The sequence below is a fragment of the Pseudomonas marginalis genome (genome assembly GCF_024169655.1).
Taxonomy (GTDB): Bacteria; Pseudomonadota; Gammaproteobacteria; order Pseudomonadales; family Pseudomonadaceae; genus Aquipseudomonas; species Aquipseudomonas paraveronii.
The window spans coordinates 1,920,831-1,945,664 of record NZ_JALJWV010000001.1 but is presented as its reverse complement, the minus strand read 5'-3'; the positions used below and the strand labels follow the sequence as shown (position 1 = coordinate 1,945,664).

Annotated in this window: 20 protein-coding genes and 4 tRNA genes; 15 read left to right on the top strand and 9 right to left on the bottom strand. The window is 61.5% G+C overall.

The window, feature by feature from the left end:
• The first annotated feature begins 76 nt into the window (after nt 1-76).
• The 7 genes from kdpA to J2Y83_RS08805 all read left to right on the top strand — a co-directional run bounded on the left by kdpA (nt 77) and on the right by J2Y83_RS08805 (nt 10,301).
• Complete coding sequence (kdpA, locus tag J2Y83_RS08840; RefSeq protein WP_253394539.1) at nt 77-1,783, top strand: potassium-transporting ATPase subunit KdpA; 1,707 nt, start codon at nt 77-79, stop codon at nt 1,781-1,783.
• Between the two features lie 10 nt (nt 1,784-1,793).
• Nucleotides 1,794-2,453 carry a K(+)-transporting ATPase subunit C gene (gene kdpC, locus J2Y83_RS08835; RefSeq protein ID WP_247405546.1) on the top strand — a complete coding sequence of 220 codons (660 nt, stop codon included), beginning with the start codon at nt 1,794-1,796 and terminating at the stop codon, nt 2,451-2,453.
• Between the two features lie 12 nt (nt 2,454-2,465).
• Nucleotides 2,466-4,535, top strand: coding sequence for a potassium-transporting ATPase subunit KdpB (kdpB, locus tag J2Y83_RS08830; RefSeq protein WP_253394537.1), 2,070 nt, complete (start codon nt 2,466-2,468; stop codon nt 4,533-4,535).
• Nucleotides 4,536-4,665: 130 nt separating this feature from the next.
• The gene (locus tag J2Y83_RS08820; protein ID WP_253394534.1) at nt 4,666-7,317 is read left to right on the top strand and encodes a sensor histidine kinase; all 2,652 of its coding nucleotides are present in this window, start codon (nt 4,666-4,668) and stop codon (nt 7,315-7,317) included.
• Nucleotides 7,314-8,006 (top strand): response regulator, encoded by a 693-nt coding sequence (locus J2Y83_RS08815; RefSeq protein ID WP_247401650.1) that lies wholly within the window; start codon nt 7,314-7,316, stop codon nt 8,004-8,006. The genes J2Y83_RS08820 and J2Y83_RS08815 overlap by 4 nt, the downstream gene beginning before the upstream one ends.
• Before the next feature lie 324 nt (nt 8,007-8,330).
• Nucleotides 8,331-9,344, top strand: a complete 1,014-nt coding sequence (locus J2Y83_RS08810) for a response regulator (RefSeq protein ID WP_301294948.1) — start codon at nt 8,331-8,333, stop codon at nt 9,342-9,344.
• A gap of 3 nt (nt 9,345-9,347) precedes the next feature.
• Nucleotides 9,348-10,301 (top strand): sensor domain-containing diguanylate cyclase, encoded by a 954-nt coding sequence (locus J2Y83_RS08805; RefSeq protein WP_253394530.1) that lies wholly within the window; start codon nt 9,348-9,350, stop codon nt 10,299-10,301.
• Between the two features lie 222 nt (nt 10,302-10,523).
• On the opposite strand, the gene J2Y83_RS08800 is transcribed toward J2Y83_RS08805, so the two are convergent.
• From J2Y83_RS08800 to J2Y83_RS08775, 6 genes are all read right to left on the bottom strand, one after another.
• Nucleotides 10,524-10,600: transfer RNA gene (locus J2Y83_RS08800), tRNA-Asp, on the bottom strand.
• 19 nt (nt 10,601-10,619) lie between these two features.
• A tRNA-Val gene (locus tag J2Y83_RS08795) sits at nt 10,620-10,695 on the bottom strand.
• Nucleotides 10,696-10,935: 240 nt separating this feature from the next.
• The gene (gene pcaG / locus J2Y83_RS08790; protein ID WP_253394528.1) at nt 10,936-11,538 is read right to left on the bottom strand and encodes a protocatechuate 3,4-dioxygenase subunit alpha; all 603 of its coding nucleotides are present in this window, start codon (nt 11,536-11,538) and stop codon (nt 10,936-10,938) included.
• Between the two features lie 12 nt (nt 11,539-11,550).
• The gene (gene pcaH, locus J2Y83_RS08785) at nt 11,551-12,270 is read right to left on the bottom strand and encodes a protocatechuate 3,4-dioxygenase subunit beta (protein ID WP_247401654.1); all 720 of its coding nucleotides are present in this window, start codon (nt 12,268-12,270) and stop codon (nt 11,551-11,553) included.
• 130 nt (nt 12,271-12,400) lie between these two features.
• Nucleotides 12,401-13,330 carry a pca operon transcription factor PcaQ gene (gene pcaQ, locus J2Y83_RS08780; protein ID WP_253394526.1) on the bottom strand — a complete coding sequence of 310 codons (930 nt, stop codon included), beginning with the start codon at nt 13,328-13,330 and terminating at the stop codon, nt 12,401-12,403.
• A gap of 70 nt (nt 13,331-13,400) precedes the next feature.
• Entirely contained in the window at nt 13,401-14,225 is an 825-nt protein-coding gene (locus J2Y83_RS08775; RefSeq protein WP_253394524.1) for a sugar phosphate isomerase/epimerase family protein, read from the bottom strand.
• 384 nt (nt 14,226-14,609) lie between these two features.
• Between J2Y83_RS08775 and J2Y83_RS08770 the strand changes: the two genes are divergently transcribed.
• A complete protein-coding gene (locus tag J2Y83_RS08770; RefSeq protein WP_079443209.1) occupies nt 14,610-15,464 on the top strand; it encodes an IclR family transcriptional regulator in 855 nt (284 codons plus the stop codon).
• Nucleotides 15,461-17,218, top strand: a complete 1,758-nt coding sequence (locus tag J2Y83_RS08765; RefSeq protein ID WP_253394522.1) for an FAD-dependent oxidoreductase — start codon at nt 15,461-15,463, stop codon at nt 17,216-17,218. The genes J2Y83_RS08770 and J2Y83_RS08765 overlap by 4 nt, the downstream gene beginning before the upstream one ends.
• 29 nt (nt 17,219-17,247) lie before the next feature.
• Here the strand turns inward: J2Y83_RS08765 and J2Y83_RS08760 are convergent, their stop codons facing one another.
• Complete coding sequence (locus J2Y83_RS08760) at nt 17,248-18,021, bottom strand: IclR family transcriptional regulator domain-containing protein (RefSeq protein ID WP_169864044.1); 774 nt, start codon at nt 18,019-18,021, stop codon at nt 17,248-17,250.
• A 145-nt stretch (nt 18,022-18,166) separates the two neighbouring features.
• Here J2Y83_RS08760 and J2Y83_RS08755 point away from each other — a divergent pair, with 145 nt between their 5' ends.
• The 5 genes from J2Y83_RS08755 (at nt 18,167) to J2Y83_RS08735 (ending at nt 23,351) form a co-directional block, all read left to right on the top strand.
• Entirely contained in the window at nt 18,167-18,985 is an 819-nt protein-coding gene (locus tag J2Y83_RS08755; protein WP_079443206.1) for a shikimate dehydrogenase family protein, read from the top strand.
• Between the two features lie 35 nt (nt 18,986-19,020).
• Entirely contained in the window at nt 19,021-20,799 is a 1,779-nt protein-coding gene (locus J2Y83_RS08750) for an FAD-dependent oxidoreductase (protein ID WP_079443205.1), read from the top strand.
• Nucleotides 20,768-21,088, top strand: a complete 321-nt coding sequence (locus J2Y83_RS08745) for an NIPSNAP family protein (RefSeq protein ID WP_079443204.1) — start codon at nt 20,768-20,770, stop codon at nt 21,086-21,088. Before J2Y83_RS08750 ends, J2Y83_RS08745 begins: the two co-directional genes overlap by 32 nt.
• Nucleotides 21,089-21,156: 68 nt before the next feature.
• Complete coding sequence (locus tag J2Y83_RS08740) at nt 21,157-22,890, top strand: FAD-dependent oxidoreductase (protein ID WP_253394520.1); 1,734 nt, start codon at nt 21,157-21,159, stop codon at nt 22,888-22,890.
• Between the two features lie 68 nt (nt 22,891-22,958).
• Nucleotides 22,959-23,351, top strand: coding sequence for a hypothetical protein (locus J2Y83_RS08735; RefSeq protein ID WP_169864037.1), 393 nt, complete (start codon nt 22,959-22,961; stop codon nt 23,349-23,351).
• A 123-nt stretch (nt 23,352-23,474) separates the two neighbouring features.
• Here the strand turns inward: J2Y83_RS08735 and J2Y83_RS08730 are convergent.
• Both J2Y83_RS08730 and J2Y83_RS08725 read right to left on the bottom strand, forming a co-directional pair.
• Nucleotides 23,475-23,551: transfer RNA gene (locus J2Y83_RS08730), tRNA-Asp, on the bottom strand.
• A gap of 19 nt (nt 23,552-23,570) precedes the next feature.
• A tRNA-Val gene (locus tag J2Y83_RS08725) sits at nt 23,571-23,646 on the bottom strand.
• Between the two features lie 159 nt (nt 23,647-23,805).
• Here J2Y83_RS08725 and rdgC point away from each other — a divergent pair.
• On the top strand, nt 23,806-24,726 hold the full coding sequence (rdgC, locus tag J2Y83_RS08720; RefSeq protein ID WP_247405496.1) for a recombination-associated protein RdgC: 921 nt from the start codon (nt 23,806-23,808) through the stop codon (nt 24,724-24,726).
• Nucleotides 24,727-24,834: the final 108 nt, after the last annotated feature.

Here is a 24,834-nt window from a genome sequence, read left to right as displayed (position 1 = left end):
GGCCTTTCCCTGGTGTTTTTTGTTGCGACTGCCATGGCCATTGTCGCCATGGGCAAGATTTGAACGGAGCCACGACATGTTAAGCACGCTGCTGGAATTTGCGCTGGTCCTGGGGGTAATGACGGGACTCGCGGTACTGATGGGCAAATGGCTGACCCGGGTGTTCACCGGGGCTCAGCATGCCTTGCCGGAACGTTATACCTATCGCCTGCTGGGCATTGACCCACGGGAAACCATGGGCTGGGCCCGCTACGGTTCGGCGCTGTTGTTGTCGAACGCGGCGATGATGCTGCTCGGCTATGTGGTCCTGCGCCTGCAGGCGGTGATGCCGATCAACCCGCTGGGGCTGGCCGCACAAACGCCGGACCTGGCGTTCAACACCACCGTTTCCTTTATTACCAACACCAACTGGCAGGCGTACTCGGGCGAGACCAGCCTGTCGAACTTCAGCCAGATGGCGGTCATCACCTTTTTGATGTGCGTCGGCGCCACCTCCGGGGTGGTCGCCGCGGCCGGCTTCATTCGCGGTTTGAGCCGCTCCAGCTCGGGCGATATCGGCAACTTCTGGGTCGACTTCACCCGCACGCTTTACCGCGTGATGCTGCCGCTGTGCGTGGGTATGGCGCTGGTGTATGTCTGGCAGGGCATGCCGCAGACCTTCGCCTCCCAGGCCCTGGTCACCACGCTCGAAGGCGCGCAGCAACAGTTGATTGTCGGCGCAGTGGCCAGCTTTGAATCGATCAAGCACATCGGAACCAACGGCGGCGGCTTCTTCAGCATGAACGCTGCGCACCCGTTCGAAAACCCGACGCCGCTGACCAACGCCCTGCACATCCTCAGCATGTTGCTGATCCCTTCGGCGTTGACCTACACCTTTGGCAGCATGCTGTTGCAACGTCGCCAGGGCTGGGTGTTTTTCGGCACCTTCCTGGTGATGTTCATCGGCTTCCTCGCCCTGGTCTACGGCGCCGAGCAAAACGGCAACCCGCTGCTGACCCAGGCCGGCGCCAACCAGAGCCTGTCGCTGGAACAAAGCGGCGGCAACATGGAAGGCAAGGAACTGCGCTTCGGCATCGCCGACAGCAGCCTGTTCATCGCCACCACCACAGCGGCGACCACCGGCTCGGTCAACACCATGCACGACTCGTTGACCCCCATGGGCGGTTTCGTGCCCCTGGCGCAGATGATGCTCAACTGCGTGTTCGGCGGCGACGGCGTGGGCTTTATCAACCTGATCCAATACGCCCTGCTGACGGTGTTCCTGGTGGGCATGATGATCGGCCGCAGCCCCGAGTTCCTCGGCAAGAAAATCGAGGCGCGGGAGATGAAACTGGTGATGCTCTCGGTGCTCGCGCACCCCATCAGCATCCTCGGTTTCACCGCCCTCGCCGCCCTGTGGCCCGACACCATGGCCAGCCTGAACAACCTCGGCCCCCACGGTTTCAGCGAGGTGCTCTACGCCTATACCTCCGGCACCGCCAACAACGGCTCGGCCTTCGCCGGCTTGAACGCGAATACGCCGTTTTTCAACACCACTATCGGCCTGGCGATGTTGATCGGCCGCTTCTTCACCATGCTGCCGATGCTCGCCGTGGCCGGTTCCCTGGCAATGAAGAAAACCGTACCTGCCGGTGCCGGCACCATTCCCACCGCGACCCCGCTGTTCATGCTGCTGGTGGTGTTCGTGGTGCTGGTGGTCGGCGGCCTGACCTTTTTGCCAGCGCTCGCGCTCGGCCCGCTGGTGGAGCAACTGCAGTTGCTGTCCGGCCAGACGTACAACTGAGGACACGTGGATGACGACTCAATCGATATTCAAAGGGCTGTTGCGCCCGGTGCTGGTTTCGGCGGTGTTTTTCATGCTGTTGACGGGGTTCGCCTACCCGGCGCTCACCACCGTGACTGCACAACTGGTGTTCCCGTTCCAGGCCCGTGGCTCGCTGATTGAACGCGACGGCCTGGTCATGGGCTCGGCCCTGATCGGCCAGCACTTCACCCGGCCGGAGTACTTCCATGGCCGCCCGAGCATGACCCTCGGCGCCGACCCGCAAGACCCAAGCAAAAGCGTGTCGCAGCCGTACAACGCCGGTTCCAGCGGCGCCAGCAACCTGGGGCCGACCAGCCAGAAACTGCTGGACCAGGTGGCCGCACGCGTCCAGGCCTATCGCCAGGACAACGGCCTGGCCGCCGACGCCCAGGTGCCGGTGGACGCGGTCACCGCTTCCGCTTCAGGCCTCGACCCGCATATCTCGCTGGCCAATGCGCGACTGCAATTGCCACGGGTGGCGCGCCTGCGGCAAATCCCCGAAGCCGAGCTGCTGCAACTGGTCGACCAACACACCAGCGCGCGCACCTTCGGCCTGCTCGGCGAACCGCGGGTCAATGTGCTGCAACTCAACCTTGCGCTGGACGCCCGCCTGCCATCGCGTCAGCCCCCTATTGCGGCCAGTGAGTAAGAGATTTCCCTCATGAAGAATGCTCGTTTACCTCTGTTTGATCGCGCCATCGTGCTCACCGCGTGTGGGGATGCGCTGAAGAAACTGCTGCCCCAGGCGCAATGGAAAAACCCGGTGATGTTCGTGGTCTACCTGGGCAGCATCCTCACCACCCTGCTGTGGTTCCAGTCCCTGGGTGGCCAGGGTGAAGCGCCCAGCGGCTTTATCCTCAGCATCACCTTGTGGCTGTGGTTCACCGTGCTGTTCGCCAACTTCGCCGAGGCCCTGGCCGAAGGACGCAGCCGCGCCCAGGCCGCGAGCCTGCGCGGCATGAAACGCCAGACCCTGGCCAAGTTGCTGCAACAGCCCAAGCACGGCGCGGCGTGGCTGCCAACGGAAGCGACGCTGCTGCGCAAAGATCAGGTGGTGCTGATCGAAGCCGGCGACCTGGTGCCGCTGGACGGCATCGTGATTGAAGGCGTGGCGTCGGTGGACGAAAGCGCGATCACCGGCGAATCGGCGCCGGTGATTCGCGAGGCCGGTGGCGATTTTTCCTCGGTCACCGGCGGCACCCGCGTGCTGTCGGACTGGCTGGTGGTGCGCATCAGCGTCAACCCCGGCGAGTCGTTTCTGGACCGCATGATCTCGATGGTCGAATCGGCCAAGCGCCAGAAGACCCCGAACGAAGTGGCCCTGAACATCCTGCTGGTGGGCCTGACCCTGTTGTTCCTGCTGGTGATCGCCACCCTCAGTCCTTACTCGATCTTCGCCGTGGCCATGAGCGGCAGCGGCAGCGTGGTCAGCGCCACGGTGCTGGTGGCGTTGCTGGTGTGCCTGATCCCCACCACCATCGGCGGCCTGCTCTCGGCCATCGGCGTGGCGGGCATGAGCCGGATGATGTCGGCCAATGTCATCGCCACCTCCGGGCGGGCGGTCGAAGCGGCGGGCGACGTCGACGTATTGCTGCTGGACAAGACCGGCACCATCACCCTGGGCAACCGTCAGGCCAGCAGCTTTTTGCCGGCGCCAGGGATAAAAGAGGCCGAGTTGGCGGACGCCGCGCAACTGGCATCCCTGGCCGATGAAACCCCGGAAGGCCGCAGCATCGTGGTCCTGGCCAAACAGAAGTTCGACATCCGCGCGCGGGACATCAACCAGCTCGGCGCCAGCTTTGTCCACTTCACCGCGCAAACCCGCATGAGCGGCGTCGACCTGCCCGAAGGCCGGGCGATTCGCAAGGGCGCGGCGGACGCGATTCGCAGCCATATCGAGGCCTTGGGCGGCAGTTTTCCGACAGCCTTGCAAGCCAAGGTCGATGAAGTCGCGCGGCGCGGCAGCACGCCGCTGGTGGTCAGCGATGGCGCCAAGGCGCTGGGTGTGGTGGAACTCAAGGACGTGGTCAAGGGCGGCATCAAGGAGCGCTTCGCCGAACTGCGGCGCATGGGCATCAAGACCGTGATGATCACCGGCGACAACCGCCTGACCGCCGCCGCCATTGCGGTGGAGGCTGGCGTGGATGACTTCCTCGCCGAGGCCCGCCCGGAAGACAAGCTGCAATTGATCCGCGACTACCAGGCCCAGGGCAAGCTCGTGGCCATGACCGGCGACGGCACCAACGACGCACCGGCACTGGCCCAGGCTGACGTGGCGGTGGCGATGAACAGCGGCACCCAGGCCGCCAAAGAGGCCGGCAACATGGTCGACCTCGACAGCAACCCGACCAAGCTGATCGAAGTGGTCGAGGTCGGCAAACAGATGCTGATGACCCGCGGCGCCCTCACCACCTTCAGCGTGGCGAACGACGTGGCGAAGTACTTTGCAATCATCCCGGCGGCGTTTGTCGCGACCTATCCACAGCTCGGCGCATTGAACGTGATGCACCTGACCAGCCCCAACTCGGCGATTCTCAGTGCGGTGATTTTTAACGCACTGATCATTGTTGCGCTGATCCCCCTGGCTCTGCGCGGCGTGACTTACCGCTCGATCGGCGCGGCGGCGTTGCTCAACCGCAACCTGCTGATCTATGGCCTGGGCGGGGTGCTGGTGCCGTTCGCCGGGATCAAGCTCATCGACCTGTTGCTGACGGGGTTGGGCCTCGTATAGCGCCCCATCCACTGTAGGAGCGAGCTTGCTCGCGAAGGGCGTTAACGATAACGCGGGAAACCTGACACCCAACGGCACCCTCAGGTTTTTCGCGAGCAAGCTCGCTCCTACAGACAACTAGAGGAAGAATATGCCCGCCTTAAACGACGAACGCCCCGACCCCGACGCCCTGCTGGCGCGGGTACAACAAGAAGAACAGGCCGCCTTGCGCGGCAAATTGCGTATCTACTTCGGCTCCAACGCCGGGGTGGGCAAGACCTGCGCCATGCTCGCTGCAGCGCAACGCGAAGTCGCCCTGGGCCGCGACCTGCTGGCCGGGGTGGTGGAAAGCCATGGCCGCACAGAAACCGCCGAGCTGCTGCATGGCCTGGAACAACTGCCCCGCGCCGAACTGCAGCATCGCGAGTTCGCACTCAGTGAATTCGACCTCGACGCCGCCCTGCGCCGCCACCCCGCCGTGGTGCTGGTGGATGAACTGGCCCACAGCAATGTGCCCGGCTCACGCCACCCCAAACGCTGGCAAGACGTGGAAGAACTGCTCAGCGCCGGCATCGATGTCTGGACCACCCTCAACGTCCAACACCTGGAAAGCCTGAATGACCTGGTCAGTGGGATCATCGGCATCCGCGTGCGGGAAACCGTGCCCGACCATGTGTTCGACAACGCCCACGAAGTGGTGGTGATCGACCTGCCGCCGGACGATCTGCTGCAACGCCTCAAGGACGGCAAGGTGTACCTGGGCCCGGCGGCTGCGCGTGCGTCGAAAAATTTTTTCCGCAAAGGCAACCTGCTGGCGCTGCGCGAACTGGCACTGCGGCGCACGGCCGACCGGGTCGACACGCAGATGCGCGTGTACCGCCGCGAACAATCGATCAAGACCCTGTGGCCGGCCCGCGAACGGCTGCTGGTCGGCGTGGCCGGTGACGCCGGCGATGAACGCCTGGTGCGTGAAGCGGCGCGCCTGGCGCAGAAACTGGAAGCGGACTGGATTGTCGTCCACGTCGCTTCGGCCAAAGGGCGCGGCGCCAAGCGCTACCTGAGCGCAATGAAAACCCTGGCCCTGGCCAGCGAGTTCGGCGCCGATACGGCCACACTGCCGGGCATGGACGTCGCCGAAGCCCTGGTTGCCTGCGCCCGCGAGCACAACGCCAATCGCCTGGTACTCGGCCATCATCCGCGCCGCAGGTGGCAGTTCTGGCATCAGTCGGTCAGCGACCGGATCAGCCGCCACCATCCGCAAATCGATCAGATCGTGATCGCCCACGGCCTGCTGCCGGGCAAGCCCGCCGTGCTCGAAAAACCCGCCGCGCGGCCCGGCATTCGACTGGCCTACGTCTGGGCCAGCCTCGCCTGTTTCGCCGCCAGCGCCGTCGCCGCCCTGCTGTTGCAGGTGTTCGACCTGGCCAACGTGGTCATGCTGTTTTTGCTCACGGTCGTGTTGGTGGCGCTGCGCTATGGACGCGGCCCCGGCGTGTGGGCCGCGATGCTCGCGGTGCTGTGTTTCGACTTCTTTTTCGTACAGCCGCGCTATTCATTCACCGTCAACGACACCCAGTATTTTTTCACCTTTGCGTTGATGCTCGGCATCGCCCTGATCACCGGCCAACTCACCGCGCGCCTGCGCCACGAAGCGCGCACCGCCGCCGCGCGCGAACGCCGCGCGACCTCCCTGGCGCGCCTGGCCCGCGACCTGTCGGCCGCGCTGACCGTGGAGCAAATCAGCGAAGTCGCGCTGCGCACCTTCAGCGGCGTGTTCGAAGCACGGGTCGGCCTGGCCCTGCCGGACGCCGCCGATGGCGTACACAGCGTCAGCGCGGGCGGGCTGCCGATCGACGACAGCATCGCCCAATGGACTTACGACCACGGCCACCCCGCCGGCCACGGCACCGACACCCTGTCGGCGGCCAAGGGCTGCTATTTGCCGCTCAAAGCGCCGATGCGCGTGCGCGGTGTGCTGGTGCTGGAACTGGCCCAGAGCGAACGTTTGAGCGATCCGCAGGAACGCCGCCTGCTGGAAGCCTGCATGAGCCAGTTGGCGATTGCCTTGGAGCGCGTGCATTTCGTTGAAGTGGCGCAAAGCACGTTGGTGCAGATGGAAGGCGAAAAAATGCGCAACACCCTGCTCGCAGCAATTTCCCACGACCTGCGCACACCGCTGACCACGCTGATCGGCGCCGCCGACACCGCCCTGCCCCACGCCCCGCCGGGGCCACTGACCGAACTGCTGCACGGCATTCACGAACAAGCCACGTCCATGCAGCGCCTGATCGAAAACCTGCTGGACATGGCACGCATGCAAGAGCGCGGCGTGCGCCTGAACCGCCAATGGCACTCGCTGGAAGAAATCGTCGGCAGCGCCCTGCGCCAATTGCGCGAGCCATTGGCGCAGCACCGCGTAAACACCACGCTCGACGCACACTTGCCGCTGGTGGAAGTCGACGCGCTGTTGATCGAGCGGGTGCTGGTCAACCTGCTGGACAACGCCGCCAAGTACACCCCGCCGGGCACGCTCATCAGCGTGGCCGCCAGCCAGGTCGGCGAGAGCATTGTGCTGGAGGTCAGCGACACCGGCCCCGGTAGCGCCCCGGCCAATCTGTTCGAACCCTTCACGCGCGGCCAGCAGGAATCGTCCGTCGCCGGCATCGGCCTGGGCCTGGCGCTGGCCAAACGCATCGTCGAGGCCCACGGCGGACGCATCGACGCCAACCCCGGCCGCGTGTGCGGCATGCATTTCATCATCACGCTACCGGCGGGCACCCCGCCGTCCATGGAACTCCTATGAGCACTGCACGCATTCTGATTGTTGAAGACGAGGCCAACATCCGCCGCTTTGTCGGCATTGCCCTGCAAGATGAAGGTTTTCAGGTGTTCGAGGCCGACAGCGTCAAACGTGCGCTGATCCACGCCGCCAGCCGTCAGCCGGACTTGGTGATCGTCGACCTCGGCTTGCCGGATGGCGATGGCAAACAACTGATCAGCGAACTGCGCGGCTGGCTCGCAGTGCCGATCCTGGTGCTGTCGGCGCGTGACCGCGAAGAAGAAAAAGTCGCCGCCCTGGACGCGGGTGCCGATGACTACCTGACCAAGCCGTTCGGCGTGCCCGAGCTACTGGCACGCATCCGTGCCCAACTGCGTCGGCATGGGCAGACCGGCACCGTGGTGGCGACCAGCAAGGTGACGTTTGGCGAGATCGAGGTCGACCTGGCCACCCATGAAGTGTCGCGCTCGGGCCAGCCGGTACACCTGACGCCCATTGAATACCGCTTGCTCTGCGCGATGATTCGCGGTCAGAGCCGGGTACTGACTCACCGGCAACTGCTGCTGGAAGTGTGGGGCCTGGATTACGTCGACCGCGCTCACTATCTACGTGTGCATATGGCGCATTTGCGGCAAAAACTGGAGGAGGACCCGGCGCAGCCGCAGTACTTCATTACCGAGTTGCAGGTGGGCTACCGGCTGATTGCGCCTTGAGCTGACAGCGATCAAACCCCAGACAGCAATGTGCGCACCGCAGCGTCTTGATGCAATGCCCGAGCGTCTATCAGAACCTCACATCATCAGACTCAACCGTGCGCACGATGACCCGGTGTAATCGAAAAATCCGGACATGCAAGCAGACGTTCAGGGCCTTTATTGAAAACTTGGATCACTTCATCATTCGTTTGGCGCCGGGGTTGGCGGGCCAATAGTGACTGGCTAGGATGTCGCGCTCAATAAAGCACTGTTTAATAAGGTGGTATTGGTGTGCTTATGGGGCATGATGGGCTGTTGTGCTTCGCCTGATATTCAACACCGATGAGTGCCTATCTTTTGTCAGTGATTCCCCTACTAATATGTGACGACTCCATCATGGCCCGTAAGCAGGTATTACGGGCGCTACCGGCGGACTGGCCGGTTTCGGTCACCGAGGCAGGGAACGGTCGCGAGGCTATGGATGCCATACGCCGGGGTTTGGGACAGGTGGTGCTGCTCGACCTGACCATGCCAGAGATGGATGGTTATCAGGTATTGAGCGCCTTACGCGCCGAAGGATTGAAGGCGCTAGTCATCGTGATCTCCGGTGACATTCAGGAAGAAGCGGTGCGCCGCGTGCTTGAGCTGGGCGCGCTGGCGTTCCTGAAAAAGCCTTTCGACGAAAGCGAACTGCGCCAGACACTCAGTCAGGTGGGGCTACTGACAGAACCCGGCCACCCTTCACCGGGGAATCATCGGGCAGCGAACACGGTCATCAGTTTTCACGATGTGTTCCGCGAAACGATCAACGTTGCCATCGGCCGGGCGGCCGCCCTGATAGCCAAGGTGTTGGGCGTCTTTGTGCAGTTGCCAGTACCGAACGTGAACATCCTCGAAGTCGGCGAGTTGCACATGGCGCTGACCGACGCCAGCAGTTGCAAGGAACTCACAGCCATTTGCCAGGGCTTTATCGGCAGTGGCATCGCTGGCGAAGCTCTGCTGATGTTTCACGACGCGGAAATCACCGACATAGCGCAATTGATGCAGCGCCAGAGCAGCGATTATTCGGACCTGGAAATGCTGCTAGACCTCTCCAGCGTTCTGATCGGTGCTTGCCTGAGCAGCATTGCCGAGCAAATCGATGTGGTGTTTTCTCAAGGTCACCCGCAGATCCTCGGCCAGCACGCGAGCATCGATGAGCTGATCCAGGTCAACCGCAAGCGCTGGAAAAAGACCCTGGCCGTGGAAATCAGCTACAGCCTGGAAGGGCATGACATTCGTTTCGACCTGCTGTTGCTGTTCACAGAAGACTCAATCGAACGATTGACCCACAAACTCGCCTACTTGACGAACTGAGCCATGAACGATTCTCTCGATCTGAACGAGTTTCACTGGTTGCTGGCGATCGTCCAGAACATCGACGTCGGTGTTGTGGTACTCGACCGTAACTATTGCGTGCAGGTCTGGAACACCTTCATGGAGAATCGCTCCGGGTTGCAGCCCAAGGACGCCCAAAATCAGAATTTTTTGAATCTGTTTCCCGAAATCGACCCGCAATGGTTCAGCCGCAAGGTGGAAAGCGTCGCTACCCTGGGCACACCCGCGTTCACTATCTGGGAGCAGCGCCCGTATCTGGTGCGGTTCAAGAACTACCAGCCGATCACCGGCCAGGAAGAGTTCATGTACCAGAACACCACATTTTTACCGCTGCGCTCCACCGACGGCAAAATCAAGCATATTTGCCTGGTGATCTATGACGTCACCGACGTCGCCACCAACCGGCATCAACTCCAGGCCGCCAATACGCAATTGCAGCAACTCTCGAGGACCGATCGGCTGACGGGCTTGTACAACCGCGGTCACTGGGAAGAAAGCCTGAAAGGTGCCTATGCGCGGCACCAGCGTTACGGCAATGCCACCAGCCTGGTGATGTTGGATATCGACCACTTCAAGCGGATCAACGACACCTATGGTCATCAGGCGGGCGACAAGGTCATCGAGGAAATCGCCAGGCTGATCCACGAGCATGTGCGCGAAACCGATATGGCTGGGCGTTATGGTGGCGAGGAGTTCGGCGTGGTGCTATCGGACACCGACAAGACCAACGGATGGGTGTTCGCCGAGCGTCTGCGTAAGGCAGTCGAAGGGCTGGAAGTGCTGCACAACGGCCAGAGCATCCGTTTCACCATCAGCCTGGGGGTGGCCGACCTGAGCCAGCCCTCGATCAACTACGCCGACCTGATCGCCTGGGCGGACCATGCGCTGTTTGCGTCGAAGAAGGCCGGGCGCAATCGGGTGTCGGTGTATGAGTAGCGTGATCGTAGTGCCTGGTTTTACGCCGGCTGCGCGGCTTTTCTGCATCGACTAGCCGACTTGAGGCTCGCGTCGGCGATAGGTGCCCAGGGAAATACGCAATTGCTTGTCCCGCCAATAGAAAATGGGATCGCCGAGCTGAATCCCAGACATAAAAAAAGCCCGCTCAATGAGCGGGCTTCCTGTGGTGACCTGGCGTTCAGCGTTCCAGGTGACCGAATATGGCGCAGCGGACGGGACTCGAACCCGCGACCCCCGGCGTGACAGGCCGGTATTCTAACCGACTGAACTACCGCTGCGCGTAACACATAAAGCGAATGGTGGGTGATGACGGGATCGAACCGCCGACCCTCTGCTTGTAAGGCAGATGCTCTCCCAGCTGAGCTAATCACCCTTCACTTTCGGTGTGGGCCGCATCATATACGAAAAATCTGCAATGTGTTGATTTAAATGCAATTTATTTTAAATATTTTCCAATGAGCGGCGCGCCCCGGTAAAAACGGGCTTCTGCTGGGCCAAACGCGGCGCTATTGCGTTTACCCGATGGCCCGTTATCAGGCCACCCCGCACCGGGTTTTCCAAAGCCAAGACCGCAAAAAGCCCGCTCAATCAGCGGGCTTCCCGTGGTGCCCCATCAGAAGTCGAAGAACACCGTTTCTTCTTCGCCTTGTATGCGGATATCGAAACGATAAGCCAACTTGCCATCAACCGTGCAACGCTTGGCGACCAGCGTCTCCCGACGTTGCGGCTGCTCGATCAGATTCAGCACCGGATCGACCGCATTGGCCTGGGCTTCGTCGTCGAAGTACACGCGGGTCTGCAAATGAATATTGATGCCCCGCGCGAACAGCGAAACATTGACGTGCGGCGCCATCCGCACACCCGCAGCGTTCTTCACGGTGCCCGGCTTGACGGTATGGACCTGCCACTCGCCAGTGTCCGTGGTCGCCGTGCGGCCAAAACTGTTGAAGGGCTTTTCCAGGTTGTAGTCGCTGTCGTAAACACCTTCGTGGTCAGCCTGCCAGCATTCCAGGAACGCATCGCGGATCAGGTGACCGTTGCCGTCATAGACATGGCCCAGCAACAGGATGTGCTCCCCCGGCGCGCCGGGTTTGGCCATTTCGTTCCAGATTTCCTGCTCGCGGGGCGGGTTGCCCGCCGCCTCCAGCGCCAGGCCGATATGCACGTAAGGACCGGCGGTTTGCGACGGGGTTTCAGGCAGAAGTTCAACGGGCATGGGCGTGCCTCCTCAACGGTTTTCGAAGTGGGTCTTGCGCTGACCGCGCAGAACGATATCAAAGCGATAAGCCAGGCAATCCATGGGATTGGCCATGCTCATATCAAGCTTTGCGATCAGGCTCTGCACCGCATCCGGATTGGCGATCGACTTGACGATCGGGCACATCGGGATGAGTGGGTCACCTTCGAAATACAGCTGGGTGATCAATCGCGTGGCAATCGACGGGCCACTGATGGAGAAGTGAATATGCGCCGGGCGCCAGTCGTTGGGACCATTGCGCCACGGATACGGGCCGGGCTTGACCGTGCGGAAACTGTAGTTGCCATCGCGGTCGGTCAAGGCCCGGCCGACGCCGCCGAAGTTAGGGTCGATGGGCGCCAGATAGCTGTCTTTCTTGTGCCGATAGCGACCACCGGCATTGGCTTGCCACATTTCCACCAGGGTATGGGGAATCGGCTTGCCGTATTGGTCACAGATCCGACCGGCGACGATGATGCGCTCGCCGATGGGCAAGCCCCCGTGATTGAAGTTCAGCAGCAGATCGTTATCGTGCTGCCCCATCTTCAGGTGGGAAAAGTCCGGGCCGCTGGTTTCCGACTGGGATAGAGGGATGCTCACCAACGCCTGACGCGGGGAACGCAGGATTGAGGTTTTGTAGTCAGGCGTCAGGGCTTTGGGGTGCCAATTACGGTCACGAATGACGAAACGGCTGTTGTCCGCATCAGACATGTCGGTTTCCTTTTTTGTTATGGATAAAAATCAGCGGTTAACGCTGCCTAAACAGCAATCAACGACCTAGTCTCCCTTGATAAGACGCCATCCAAAACTGAAAAAACCGACCCTATCCATATCCGAATGGTTATGGATAACAACCCTCGCGATATTCCTCGCCCACCTCGCGCAACACCTCCACGCACCATTGAGCCGCCATGGACATCGTCAACGCAGGATTGCTGCACAGCCCCACAGAACCACCGGGTTCGCGAATACCCAACTCCAACTCAACCAGGTCACCTCGACTCAGGTCCTGCCTGACCGCGTCAAAAGGCGCGACCCAGATCGCCTGACTGCACTGCACATAACGCCGACTCAAGATCAACGACAGGGTTTCCAGACGCTGGCGCGGTGGGCTGATGCTGTGCTGCACAAACAGGCTGTCGGCGAATTTGCGAATCGTCGTCCCCGCCAGCGGCAATACCAGCGGATAATTTTCGATGTGTTCATGCGCCTGTGGGTCAGCCAATAGCGGATGGCCGTTACGCACCACCAGGGTCATGGATTCGCTGTACAGATGTTCGAACATCAGCCCCAGGATCTGCGGGCTATCGGTCATGCGGCCGACCACCAGGTCCAGTTCCCCCACACGCAATTGCGACAACAGGTACGCGCTTGGCCCGGTCACCACGCTCACGACCAACGCCGGATGCCGGGCATGCAAACGACAGACGACCTCGGGCACCAGCAAACTTTCCACGGTGGACAGCACGCCGAGCCGCGCGGTGAAGGGCTCATGCTCGCCGGAACGCAGGCTATTCACCCCTTCCCGCAGCGCTTGTACGCTCGGCCCGGCATAACGCAGGAAAGCCACTCCGGCTTCAGTCAACGCCGCGCCACTTTTGCTGCGCACGAATAACGTGGCGGTCAGCAGGGTTTCGAGTTCTTTGAGGGTCTTGGACAGCGCCGGTTGGCTGATCGCCAGTTTTTCCGAGGCGCGCGCCAGGCTGCCCTGGCGCGCCACTTCGAGAAAGCACACCAGATGGCGGAATTTGATTCGGGTGTCGATATTCAACGTATTTAGCCGCCTTCGAGGTGTTCGGTGCCGCGAAAGTGTACGCCCGATGTCCGGGCGACGCTGCCGATCAGCGCCGTTGCAATACGTGATGAGCCTTGTCGAGCGCCCTCTTCGCCCGGTCGAACGCGCTAACGCCTTGCTCCAACAACTGTCGAGAGGGGGTCTCCAGGCTCAGCGGGATACCGGCGGGCAGCGCGCTCAACAGACCGTCCAGGTCACAATCGCCGTCACCCGGGAAACGTCGTTCATTACGCGCCTGACGCAGGATTTCATCCATATCGTCGGGGCGCGGTCCCGCTACGTCGCACAGCTGTGCGTAGCGGAAACGATGCGGCGCCTTGGCCGTGGCGTCGGCCAGTTCCGTGAGCGATGAGCCAGACCGATCGAAGTGGAACGCGTCAATCAGAACCCCACCGTTGGGACGTGCAGCGCTCTCGACAATGCGCCATGCCTGCGAAAGATCGCGTGCGTCTGTCCAAGGCATGAATTCCAGGTGCGGGTGGATGCCGAGCGGTGCCGCCATGTCGCACAGCGCCGCGAAGTTATCGCGCAGGCGGGCTTCGTCCGGGTCGTTGCCGGCGATCAACAATTCAGTCGCGCCAAACTCGGCACCGACTTCCAGAAGGCCAAGGAAATCCTGCACGCGGGTTTCCGGCTTCAATCGCAGGATCTCAATGTCCAGCACCTTGATCCCGGTGTCGCGCAGACGCTGGTGCGTTCGATGCCGCAACTCGGCATCTGCCATCAAGGGGAAGTGATGTTCTTGCGGCGTTGCCGGTTCCAGCCGCAAGCCGACATGGCTATATCCGGCGCGGGCAGCGACCTCGACCATGTCCGGAGGCGACAGCTCCAGCACGGTCAGGGCAGCCAGGGAAAATATCTGTTCGCTCATGGTCGACTCTCGTTCTCGAATTCCAAAAAAAGCGACGTGCTTCGGTCACGAAAAGTGACGACCTGAGCCGCTGTCTTTTTTAGTTAGAACTGAGTTCCAGTTTTAAATCAAGTGGAAAAAACACGCGTGGAGCAAAGCGATTTTCGCGCTTGGTTTGTGTTCGATAACCGCACAAAAGCCTGATTTTCCGATTGATCATTCTTCCTTAAAAACCGAACACTAAATAAGACTCCCCCCCGAAGCCCCCGTAATCCGGGACTTGCGCCCTGTCGGCGCAACGGGGCGAATTGACACTGCCGCTGGAACTGGAATAGTTTTCCAGAATTACCAAAAACCAATTCCAGCGAAACGACGGGCGTCACAAAACCAATGAGGAGCCAGGTTATGCCAAGCGCAGCGAGTCACACCGAAAGCAGTTATGTAGGGCGCTTTGACCGTGGTCTGGCCATTCTGGAAATGCTGGCCAACAGCGGTGAAGGGATTCCCCTGACCGCGATTGCGGAACAGCTGCGCATCCCTCGAAGCGCAACCCATCGTCTGCTGAACACCTTGTGTGAAACCGGCTATGCACGCCAGGAGCAGGAACGTGGCACGTATGTGCTGACCTCCAAGTTGCAGGTCCTCGCCTTCACCCACCTGAGCGCCGACGGCACGGTTGATGCGGTGCAGCCGGTGCTCAATCGTCTGGCGGCAGACGTCGGTGAGCTGGTGCGGTTGTCCGTGGTGGACGAGGATCGCCTGACATGGGTTGCGCGTGCGCAAGGCGCACGCTCCGGGCTGCGTTATGACCCGGACATGGGCATGGCGGCCAAGCTCTCATGCTCCGCGAGCGGCTATGCGTGGTTGGCAAGCATGGATAACGAGCAGGCGTTGGCGCTGGTCGGTCGACAGGGCTTCGGTCTGGTCCAGGACTATGGCCCCTCTGCCCCGCAAACCGTTGAGGCATTGCTGCCAAGAATCGAATCGGCACGGACCCTCGGCTATGCGATGGCCATTCAGACATTTGCCGACTGGATGTCAGCCATCGCTGTCCCCCTGTTTCACCCAATCAGCCGCAAGGTGATTGGGGTGGTCAGTGTTGCGGGCCCGGTTTTCCGGCTTTCCGAAGCGCGGCTGCATCAAATCGCCCCGTCACTCATCGCTGCCGTAGCAGAAATCCAGCAGTTGATTCCGGGGTCTCCCGCCCTGATGAGTCCAGGGCTCACCGCAATTAATATCAGTCAAGGTGACTCAGTGTGAACACCCAGAACAACCCCAGGTCAAGACGTCTCGATTGTGATCTGTTAGTGATCGGCTCCGGCGCTTCCGGCCTTGCCGCCGCCGTGACCGCCGCGTCCCAGGGCCTTAAGGTCATCGTGGTGGAAAAGCATGCAACATTCGGCGGCGCGACAGCATGGTCGGGTGGATGGCTGTGGGTTCCCGGCAATCCATTGGCCAAGCGCGCGGGTATTGATGAAGATCCACAGCAACCGCGCACCTATTTGAAGAATGAACTGGGTTCACGCTACAACGCCGAACGGGTCGATGCTTTTCTGGACAATGCGCCACGGATGGTGGCGTTTTTTGAAGAAAACACCGCGTTAAAATGGGTCGATGGCAACGGCATCCCCGACATTCATGGGCATGTTCCCGGCGCCGCCGTTCAAGGCCATCAGGTGATCGCGGCGCCCTACGATGCGAGAAACATGGGGCGGTTGATCCGACGCATGCGCAAACCCATGAGAGAGACGTCTTTTCTCGGCATGCCGATCATGGCCGGGCCTGATCTGGCGGCCTTTTTGAGCATGACCCAATCGCTCAAATCCTTTATCCATGTCAGCAAGCGTTTTCTACGCCACCTGCGAGATCTGGCCCTCCACGGTCGGGCCATGCACTTGGTCAACGGCCAGGCGTTGGTCGCACGCCTGGCCAAATCGGCGATCGATCGCGGCGTGACGCTGATCGAGTCCGCCCCCGCTCGCCAATTGATCCTGGATCAAGGCACCGTCTTGGGGGCTATCGTCGACACGCCCGACGGCACCACGCACATCTATGCCACCCGAGGCGTCGTGTTGGCAGCCGGTGGTTTCCCCAACGACATGCGTCGGCGCAAGGCGCTTTTCCCGCGCACGCCGACAGACAACGACCACCTGGCCTTGCCCCCTGTCGATTGTTCGGGCGATGGCATTTCACTGGGCGAATCTGCCGGCGGCGTGCTGGAGGTAGACGTTGCATCACCCGCCGCATGGGCCCCGGTTTCGTTGGTCCCGCACGCGGACGGCAGCACGGGGCATTTCCCCCACATCATCGACCGCGCCAAACCCGGCCTGATTGGCGTGCTGTCCACCGGCAAGCGCTTCGTCAACGAAGCCGACGGCTACTACGATTACACCGCGGCCATGATGACCGCGGCGCCTGAAGGTGAAGAAGTGGCGTCCTGGCTGATCTGCGATCACCGCTTCCAGCGCCGCTTCGGGCTGGGTCATTCGCGGCCGTTCCCGCTGCCGGTGGGGCCGTCGGTACGCAGTGGGTATTTACACCGCGCCGCATCCATCCACGCGCTGGCCGAAGCCTGCGGTATCGATCCGGCGGGGTTGTCTGAAACGGTACGCAACTTCAACGAGCACGCCCGCAACGGTCAGGACCCTGCGTTCGGTCGTGGCTCCACGCCTTACAACCGCAAACAAGGCGATCCCCTCATTACCGAAGGCAACCCCTGTGTGGCCCCGATCGAACACGGCCCGTTCTATGCCGTGAAGGTCCGCCCTGGCAGCTTCGGCACATTCGCGGGCCTCAAGACCAATGGCCATGCCCAGGTAGTGGACCGCAGTGGAGCCGCCATCACCGGGCTCTACGCAGTCGGCACCGACATGGCGAGCGTCATGGGCGGTTACTACCCTTCCGGTGGGATCAACCTCGGGCCGGCCATGACGTTCGGCTATATCGCCGGGCTTCATGCGGCCGCTGCGCAGCATTCAACCGATGCGAGTTCGAACGCCCAGGACGTCGCGTAACGCCGTTCAACTGAAGCCTGTTCTGACATTCAAAGTGTCATGATCGGCCGCAGCAGCGCCTGCCCTTCGTACAGTGGCGACAGATACCGCTCGCGCATGTCCTCAACCGTCATGCGCGACGCGTGAGTCGTCAGCGTCAGCGTTGCCTGCAATTGCCCTTCCCGATCCAGCAGCGGCACGCTCAGCACCCGCATGCCCACTTCATATTCCTGATCCACCATCACGTAACCACGCTCGCCCGCCAGGGCGATTTCGCGGCGGATCAGGGCTTCGTCGGTGAGCGTATAAGGCGTGATGGCTCGAGGCGGGTTGCGTTGGAAGTAAGCGCACAGCGCCTCTGGCGAAAAACTCGCCAACCACAGCCGTCCGCTGCCGGTGCAATACATCGGCACCCGTGAACCGGGACGAATCGACATCGAGGTGATGTGGCTATAGCGACTGCGCACCACATGCACAATGTCATCACCGTCGCGAACACCCACCGACACATGCTCCTGGGTGGTCCGCGCCACCTGCTCGACGATGGGCCGCAGCATGCGCGGCAGTATCGCGGAATCGACGTAAGCCTGGCCAATACGCAAGGCCTTCGCGGTCAGCCAGTAATGGCGGCCATCGGTCTGCGCAAAGTCGTCATGCACCAAGGTCAGCAAAAAACGCCGCGCGGCGCTTTGGGTCATATCGGCCATGCGCGCCACTTGCGGCACGCTCAGGCGCGGATGCTCCTGGGAAAACAACTGCAGCAGCGCCAGGCCTTTTTGCAGGCCGACGATCAAATCCCGCGGGTGGATGGTGGGTTTTTTCATCACTCGGATTCTTTATCGCGCATAGACTGCGATTATCGCACTGACACTGCGATTATCAACCTAATCCCTCACAAGCTCGATTGTTCGCTGCCTTCACCGCTTGCAGTATCAGCGGCACAACACAGCTAATAAGCGGGTACCTCCCATGATTCAGGGTTCGACTGAACTGGTCGCCATCGTCGGCTCACCTGTAGCCCAGGTGAAATCGCCGGAAAACTTCAATCGCTGGTTCGCCGACCACCAGCAGAACGTCGCCATGCTTGCCATCGACCTTGCACAGAGCGCCCTGGATGATTTCGTCCAGACCCTGCGCGGCTGGCAAAACCTGCGCGGATGCGTGGTCACCGTTCCTTACAAGCAACTGCTGGCCAGCCGCCTGGACGGCGTCAGTGAACGCTCGGCGGCGCTGTGCTCGGTCAATGTGATCCGCCGCGAGACCGACGGTCGACTGGTGGGCGATATCGTCGACGGCGAAGGCTTTCTCAACGCTGCGCGCAAACACGGTTTCAACCCCAAGGACCAACAGGTTCTGGTGATCGGTACCGGCGGCGTCGGCAGCGCGATTGCGTATTCGTTGTGCCAGGCCGGGGTCAGCCATTTGGTCATCAGCGACATCAACGACGCGCGCGTCGAGGTGCTCGGCGACCTTCTACGCAGTGCCTTCCCGCAGATTGTGATCAGCGCCAGCCCGGCGTCGCTCGAGCATTTCGACCTGGTCGTCAACGCCTCGCCCGTCGGCATGAGTGCAACCAATGACAACGGCCCGATGCCGTTGCCGACTGCGCTGATGGAAACCCTGAACGGCAAAACCCTGGTGGCGGATGTCGTGACATCGCCGGCGGTGACCCCGTTTCTCGCCATGGCCCGACGCCTCGGCTGCCCGATCCAGACCGGGCCGGAAATGGCGTTGGCGCAGTTGGGCAACCTCGGTCACTTCATGGGCGTGACGCCGCTGGAGATCTGACTCTCCGGGGGCGTCCTTAACAGGCGATAACAATAATGAACACGAAGACTTCCCTGCCCTCCGCCCATGCCGAGCTGACCTATGACGTGATTGTCCTGGGCAGCGGCGCGGCCGGATTCGCCGCAGCGGTGACTGCCAGTTGCCGCGGCCTCAAGGTGTTGTTGGTGGAAAAGACCGAGGCCTTCGGCGGTACGTCGGCGATTTCCGGTGGTGCGGTGTGGCTGCACGACACCGACCAGGCCCGAGCCGCCGGGCATTGCCTGCCTGCCGAACAGATGCGCCGTTATCTGAAAGAGGTGATCGGCAGCGGCTACAACCCGCCATTGATCGATGCCTTCATCGAACACGGCCGTGAAGCCCTGCGTTACCTGGAAACCCACAGCGAACTCAAGTACAGCCTGCGACCGTTGTCGCCCGACTATTACCCGGACTTGCCGGGTGGCACGCAAACAGGTCGCGCGCTGGAAATCGACGAGTACGACGGCCGCCACCTCGGTGAGCATTTCAAAGACCTCAAACGCCCGCCGGACGGCATGCTGCTTTTCGGCGGCATGATGGTCAATCGTGTCGATATCCAGCACTTCCTCAGCTTCAAGCGTTCGCCCAAATCCCTCTGGCACTGCCTTAAACTGATAGGACGTTACGCCGTCGACCGCCTCAACCATCCACGCGGCACCCGCCTGACCGTGGGCAATGCCTTGATCGCACGCCTGGCCACCACTGCGCTGGCCAAGGGTGTCGACCTGTGGCTGCAAGCAACCCCCGAGGCCTTGATCGTTGAACAGGGTTCGGTCAAGGGCGTGCAGATTTCCAGGCGCGGAACAACTCATTCCGTGTTCGCGCGTGGCGGTGTGGTGCTGGCCATGGGGGGGTTTGCCGCAAGCGCACACGCCGCCGAACAGCGGCCATCGACTGATTCGGAGCACTGGAGCATGTCGCCGCCGGCCAACGTCGGTGACGGGCAACGCCTGGCGGCCTCGGTCAACGCGGCAATCGGCGACAACCTGGCGGCGAATTTCTTCTGGGCCCCGGTTTCGGTGCTGCACAAGAGCGACGGCAGCGTGGAGCGCTTTCCGCATCTGGTCACCGACCGCGCCAAACCCGGCGTTATTGCGGTCAACCGGGCCGGGCGGCGTTTCGTTAATGAATCCAACTCCTATCACTGTTTCGTCGAAGCCATGTTCGCCAATGGCGGCGCCAATGCGCCCTGCTGGCTGATCTGTGACAGCGAAGCGATGAACAGCTACGGCATGGGCCTGGCGCGTCCGCGCCCCGTCGACAACAGCGCACTGATCGACGCCGGTTATCTGCTGCGTGCCGACAGCCTCGGCGAATTGGCACTCATCGCCGGCCTGGAGGCGAACACGCTGGAGCAGACCGTGGCGCAGTACAACGCGGATGCCGATCAAGGCGTCGACCGCCAATTCGGCAAGGGCAGTACGGCCTACAACCGCTACATGGGTGACCCGCTGCATCAGCCCAATCCCTGCCTGAAAGCCCTGCGCAAGGCGCCCTTCTACGCCGTGTGTTTATTTACCGGCGACCTCGGTTCGGCACGCGGCCTGGTCACCAACGCCCAGGCCAACGTGCTGGATCGCAGCGGCGCACCGATCCCCGGCCTCTACGCGGCGGGCAACGAAATGAATTCGATCATGGACGGCACTTACCCCGGCCCCGGTATCACCCTCGGCCCAGGCATCACGTTCGGTTACCTCGCCGCCAGCGATATCGCTCAGCGGCTCGACCACAGCCGCGCACACCCATCCCACACTGGAGAACAGCATGTATTACGAACTGCGCACCTACACGATTAAACCCACCAAGCTCGGCGACTGGCTGGCCCTGTACAAAAGCGCCGCCTTAGCCGTGCAGCAAGAGCACTTGGGCAATCTGGTCGGCTTTTTCACCACCGAAATCGGTGAAGTCAATCAAGTGGTGCACATCTGGGGCTACGCCAGCCTTGACGAGCGCATGACCCGCCGCAATGCCATGGCGGCCGATCCCCGCTGGCAGGACTTCGCACGGCAGAACAAGGAACTGGACGCCGTGGTGACGCTGGAATCACGGCTGCTGCGTCCGACCGATTTTTCGCCGCTCAAATAACCCCATCGCAGCGTTGCGCCGCTTCTGATCGGGAGCGGCCAACCTCATTTCTTCTCGCGGTAATGCCTATGCCCATCAACGCTCCCCTACTGTGTGATGTTCTGGTCGTCGGCTCCGGCGCCTCCGGCCTGGCAACGGCGGTGACCGCCGCGCACCTGAACCTCGACGTCATCGTGGTGGAGAAGGAGCCGCAGTTAGGCGGCACCAGCGCCTGGTCGGGCGGTTGGCTGTGGATTCCGCGCAACCCATTGGCCGTCGCCGACGGTATCGTTGAAGACCTGGAACAATCGCGGATTTACCTGCGCCATGAACTGCGCAGCGAAGTGCTCGACCCGCGCGTGGAGATGTTCCTCGCACAAGGCCCGCAGATGGTCGATTTTTTTCAACGCCACACCGAGGTGCAGTTTTTCTCCGGCAGTAAAATGCCTGATTTTCACGCCAGCGAAGGTTACGCAAAAGGCGGCCGTTCGGTCTGTGCGCAACCGTTCGACGGTCGTCGCCTCGGCCCTTGGATCAATAAACTCCGACGCCCGCTCGACGTGATCAGCCTGGCAGGAATGGGCATCGCCGGCGGTGCCGACCTCAATCATTTTCTCAACGCGCGCCAGTCGCCGTCCTCATTGCTCTACGCCGGCAAGCGCCTGTTACGCCATGCCCGCGACCTGCTGCTTCATGGCCGTGGTCTGCACCTGGTGAACGGCAACGCGCTGGTTGCCCGGCTGCTCAAAAGCGCGCTGGATCGCAAGGTGCGCCTGCTGACTGACACGCCCGTGCGCGAACTGCTGCGTGACGGCGAGCGCGTGCTCGGGGCTCGCGTCGAATCTGCCGGGCGCCTGATCGAGATCCGCGCTCGACGTGGCGTGGTGCTCGCTTGCGGTGGGTTCCCCCACGACCAGCAGCGCATCGCCCGCCTGTTCAAGCAGGCTCCCAACGGCACCGAACACTTGAGCGCAGCGCCCAAGGGCAATACCGGCGATGGCCTGCGACTGGGCGAGCGCGTCGGGGCCTGCGTGGCGTCCGACTTCGCCCATGCGGCCGCGTGGGCACCCGTGTCCCGGGTGCCGCGCGAAGACGGTGGTTTCAGCGGTTTTCCGCACCTGATGGAACGTGCCAAACCCGGCTTCATTGCCGTGCGCCAGGATGGCCGACGCTTCGTCAACGAAGCTGACTCCTACCACGACTACATGTGCGCACTGTTTAACGCCACGGGGCCAGCAGAAACGCCGATGTCCTGGCTGATCTGCGATCACCGCGCCCAACGTCGCTATGGCCTGGGCTGGTCCAAACCCTTTCCGTTTCCGACCGCAAAGTACGTGCGCGCGGGCTACCTGTTCAAGGCGCCGACGTTGATCGAACTGGCACACAAATGCGGCATCGATGCGCAACAGTTGGAAGTGACCGTCAGCGCCTTCAATCTGGGTGCGGAACAAGGTCACGACCCGCTCTTCCAGCGCGGTGAATCGCTGTACAACAGAGCACAGGGCGACGCTCTGCACGGGCCGAACCCGTCCCTCGGCAGCCTGCACAAAGGCCCCTTCTATGCGGTGAAGCTGGTGCCCGGCAGCCTCGGCACCTTCGCCGGCCTGAACACCGACGCCTATGCCCGCGCATTGGACGAACACGGCACGCCGATTCCGGGGCTGTTCGCTGTGGGCAATGATATGAACAGCATCATGAACGGCCATTACCCCAGCGGCGGCATCACACTCGGTCCCGGCATGACCTTCGGTTATATCGCCGCACGCGTTCTTGCCGGCCAGGCCGTAGACGGAAAGCCAGCCGGTCAACCGGACCCTGTCTAAAGGGGAACAGATCGCCGGGGTAGATGAACGCACGCGAAGTCATCGAGAAAAGTCATCGGGAGTCAGTCATGAGCGCCACGAGAAAAAAGACCATTGCTTCGCGCCTGGCCTCCAGCTACCCCGATGTCCAACACGCTTTGAACGCTGGCACCCCAAGCGAAAAAATGGAGGTGGCAACGCGTATCGTCTTATGGGCGGCCAGTGAAGCCGGCCTGGACAGGGCCGATATCCTCGTCGCGCTGTCAAAAAGAGACCCCACGCTATTCGACGAGCTTTGCGCCGACATGGAGGAGCAACAATTCAAACTGTTTGAGCGTGGAGACGAGACGCACCTAGTGTTTTTCAACAAGGCGCGGGTCTACAACGCAAGCGCTTGGTTAGCGCGTGAAGTTCCACATGAAGCGATATATGAGTCACTTTTCGCCACGGAAAAAATCTTGGTGATTGCTGATTTCTTCTAGATCCAATAAACGGCGATAAGCTGACCTTGAGATCGCCGAGCTGAATCCCAGGCAAAAAAAAGCCCGCTCAATGAGCGGGCTTTCTGTGGTGACCTGGCGTTCAGCGTTCCAGGTGACCGAATATGGCGCAGCGGACGGGACTCGAACCCGCGACCCCCGGCGTGACAGGCCGGTATTCTAACCGACTGAACTACCGCTGCGCGTAACACATGAAGCGAATGGTGGGTGATGACGGGATCGAACCGCCGACCCTCTGCTTGTAAGGCAGATGCTCTCCCAGCTGAGCTAATCACCCTTCGTTTCGGTGTGGCGCGCATTCTACGGAGCGACCCAAGGTCTGGCAAGCACTTTCTTAAATCTTTTTTTTCAGCCCTTCCAATGGCTTAGGCAGGGTTGGCCTGAGCCGCTATCAAGACAATAATGCCCCCCTTTGTATAAAGGAGAGACTCACCCCATGTGGTTCAAGAACCTGCTTATCTATCGCCTGACCCAAGATCTGCCTGTTGATGCCGAGGCGTTGGAAACTGCAATGGCCACCAAACTGGCGCGCCCTTGTGCAAGCCAGGAGTTGACCACTTACGGTTTCGTCGCGCCTTTCGGTAAAGGCGAAGACGCTCCCCTGGTTCACGTCAGCGGTGACTTCCTGCTGATCGCTGCGCGCAAGGAAGAACGCATCCTGCCGGGTAGCGTGGTGCGTGACGCACTGAAAGAGAAAGTCGAAGAGATCGAAGCCGAGCAAATGCGCAAGGTCTATAAAAAGGAGCGGGACCAGATCAAGGATGAAATCATCCAGGCCTTCCTGCCGCGCGCGTTTATCCGTCGCTCGTCGACCTTCGCCGCGATCGCGCCGAAACAGGGTCTGATCCTGGTCAACTCGGCCAGCCCGAAACGCGCCGAAGACCTGCTGTCGACCCTGCGTGAAGTGATCGGCACCCTGCCGGTGCGCCCACTCACCGTGAAAACCGCGCCAACCGCGATCATGACCGACTGGGTCACCACCCAGAAACCGGCCGATGACTTCTTCGTCCTCGACGAATGCGAACTGCGCGACACCCACGAAGACGGCGGCATCGTGCGCTGCAAGCGCCAGGACCTGACCGGCGAAGAAATCCAGTTGCACCTGACCACCGGCAAAGTGGTGACCCAACTGTCGCTGGCCTGGCAGGACAAGCTGTCCTTCATGCTCGACGACAAGATGACCGTCAAGCGCCTGAAGTTCGAAGACCTGCTGCAGGACCAGGCTGAACAGGACGGCGGCGACGAAGCGCTGGGCCAACTGGACGCCAGCTTTACCCTGATGATGCTGACCTTCGGCGAATTCCTGCCGGCGCTGATCGAAGCACTGGGCGGCGAAGAGACCCCACAGGGTATCTAAGCGCACTATCGCCTTACTGTAGGAGCGAGCTTGCTCGCGAAAAACCTGAGCGCGCCGCGTGCATTCAACATGCCCGCGTCATCGTTGACGATTTTCGCGAGCAAGCTC